This window comes from Streptomyces carpinensis, from assembly GCF_002154505.1.
Classification (GTDB): Bacteria; Actinomycetota; Actinomycetes; order Streptomycetales; family Streptomycetaceae; genus Streptomyces; species Streptomyces carpinensis.
The window spans coordinates 1-2,928 of sequence record NZ_MUBM01000326.1 but is presented as its reverse complement, the minus strand read 5'-3'; the positions used below and the strand labels follow the sequence as shown (position 1 = coordinate 2,928).

Genomic DNA, 2,928 nt, shown 5'->3' with positions numbered 1-2,928 from the left:
CCCCCGGCACCTCCCCGGACGCCCCCGCCGTACGCCCAACCCGGCCTTCCGCCGTCGTCCCGCTCGCCGTGTCCGCTCGCCGCGCCGACGCCCTCGGCGCGCAGGCCGCGCGGCTTGCCGAGTGGCTCGACGCCGCCCCGGACCTGCGGCTGACCGACATCGGCTACTCGCTCGTCACCTCCAGGGCGGCCCTGGAGCACCGCGCCGTGGTCGTCGCCGCCGACCGGGACGAGGCCGTACGCGCGTTGCGCGCCCTCGCCGGCGGCACCCCCGCGCCCGCCACCGTCACCGGTACGGCTCGCCCCGACGCGCTGACCGGGTTCCTGTTCACCGGGCAGGGAGCCCAGCGCACCGGCATGGGCCGCGAACTGTACGCCGCTCACCCGGTCTTCGCGCAGGCGTTCGACGAGGCGATCGCCGCGCTCGACGCCCACCTCGACACCCCGCTGCGCGACGTGATGTGGGGCGAGGACGGCGACCTGCTCGACCGCACCGAAAACGCCCAGCCGGCCCTCTTCGCCATCGAGGTCGCTCTCCACCGGCTCGTCGAGTCCTGGGGCATCCGCCCCGACTACCTCGCCGGCCACTCCGTCGGCGAGCTCGCCGCCGCGCACGTCAGCGGCGTCCTGTCGCTGAACGACGCGGCCCGGCTGGTCGCGGCCCGAGGACGGCTGATGCAGGCGCTGCCCCCCGGCGGGGCCATGGCCGCCCTCCAGGCGGGCGAGGACGAGGTACGCGAACTGCTCACCGGGGACGGCGTACTGCTTTCCGACGACGGTGAACCGCTTACCGACGCGGTCGGCATCGCGGCGATCAACGGTCCGCAGGCCGTCGTCGTCTCCGGCGCCGAGGCGGCCGTCACCGCCCTGACCGAGCACTTCCGGGCGCAGGGCCGCAAGACCAAGCGGCTCACCGTGTCGCACGCCTTCCACTCGCCTCTGATGGAACCGATGCTCGACGAGTTCCGGACGATCGCCCGGCAACTCGATTACGGCACGGCGAGGATCCCCGTCATCTCCACGGTGACCGGCGAACTCGCCGGCCCGGAGGAACTGGCCGACGCCGACTACTGGGTGCGGCACGTCCGCGCCACCGTACGCTTCCGCGACGCGGTACGGGTGCTGGAGAACAAGGGCGTCCACACCTTCCTCGAACTCGGCCCGGACGCCGCGCTCTCCCCGCTCGGCCCCGACTGCCTGACCGGCCCGCCCGAGGAGGCCCCCGCGTTCGCGCCCGCGCTGCGCCGGGGCCGTCCCGAGGAACGCGAACTGGCCACCGCCGTCGCCCTCGCCCACGGCCGGGGCGTACGGGTCGACTGGACCGCCTTCTTCGACGGCACCGGCGCCCGCCGCACGGACCTGCCCACCTACGCCTTCCAGCGCAGGAACTACTGGGCGCGGCCCGACGCCGCCCCCGAAGCGGCCACGACTCCGCCGGGCCCCGGGGACGCGCAGTTCTGGGACGCCGTGGAGCGCGACGACAGCGCCGGCCTCGCGCAGCGGCTCGGCATCGAGCCGGCCGCCCTGGCGCCCGTCCTCCCCGCACTGTCGGCCTGGCGGCTCCGCCGGCGCGAGGCCGCCGAGGTCGACGCACTGCGCTACCGGGTGAGCTGGCAGCCCGTGGCCGAACCGGACACCGCGCCCCTCGACGGCACCTGGCTGATCCTGCACCCCGAGGCCCACGCCGAGTCCGCCGCCGTACTCGCCACGGCCCTGAGCGAGCGCGGCGCCCGCCCGCTGACGGTCGAGCCCGGTGGAGAGCGGAACCGGACCGCCCTGGCCGCCCTGCTTCCGGAGGAGGAGCCGGCCGGTGTGCTCAGCCTGCTCGGCCTCGACGACACACCGCATCCCGCCCACCCGGCCGTCTCCCAGGGTCTCGCGGACACCGTCGCGCTCGCCCAGGCCCTGGCCGACCGGGCGTACCGGGCCCCTCTGTGGCTGGTCACCAGCGGCGCCGTCGCCGTCGACGACACGGACGCCGCCGCCCGCCCCGTCGGCCCGTACCAGACGGCGCTCTGGGGCCTGGCCGGCGGACTCGCCCTGGACGCCCCCGGCACCTTCGGCGGCATCGCCGACCTCGCCGACCCCACCGACATCGGGGCCGCGCGACGGCTGTGCGACACCCTCGCCGGCGCCACCGGCGAGGACCAGATCGCCGTCCGCGACTCCGGGACGCGCGCCCGCCGCATGACCCGCCCCGAGCGACCCGACCCGGAGCGGCCCTGGCAGCCGCGCGGCACCGTCCTCGTCACCGGCGGAACCGGCGGACTCGGCGCCCATGTCGCACGCGCCCTCGCCGCCGACGGCGCCGAACACCTGGTGCTGACCAGCAGGCGCGGTGCCGAAGCCCCCGGGGCCGCCGACCTCGCGGCGGAGCTGGAGAAGTCGGGCGTCAGGGTCACCGTCGCGGCCTGCGACGTCGCCGACCGCGAGGCCGTACGCGCCCTGCTCGCCGGAGTGCCCGGCCTGACGGCCGTCGTGCACGCTGCCGGCCTGCCGCAGCGCATCGCCCCGCTCACCGACCTGGGCCTCGCCGAGTTCGCGGAGGTGGCCACCGCCAAGGCCCTCGGCGCCCTGCACCTCGACGAACTCCTGCACGACACACCGCTGGACGCGTTCGTACTGTTCTCGTCCGGCTCCGCCGTGTGGGGCAGCGCCGGGCAGACCGCCTACGGCAGCGCCAACGCCTTCCTGGACGGAGTCGCCCACCGCCGCCGCGCCCGCGGCCTGGCCGCCACCTCCATCGCCTGGGGCTCCTGGGACAGCGGCATGGTCGACGCCGAACTCGCCGCCATGATGCGGCGCGTCGGCGCCCCCGCGATGCCGCCCCGGCTCGCCCTGGGCGCACTGCGCCGGGTCCTCGCCGGCCGCCCCGCCCACGCCGTCGTCGCCGCGTTCGACTGGGAGCCGAACGCGGCGACGACGGCGT

1 protein-coding gene is annotated in these 2,928 nt (G+C 76.6%); it reads left to right on the top strand.

Annotated elements, in window-relative coordinates; genetic code table 11:
• Positions 1 to 68: 68 nt before the first annotated feature.
• The coding region (locus BZY54_RS36285) for an SDR family NAD(P)-dependent oxidoreductase (RefSeq protein WP_244217513.1) at positions 69 to 2,928 on the top strand (2,860 nt) is incomplete at its 3' end.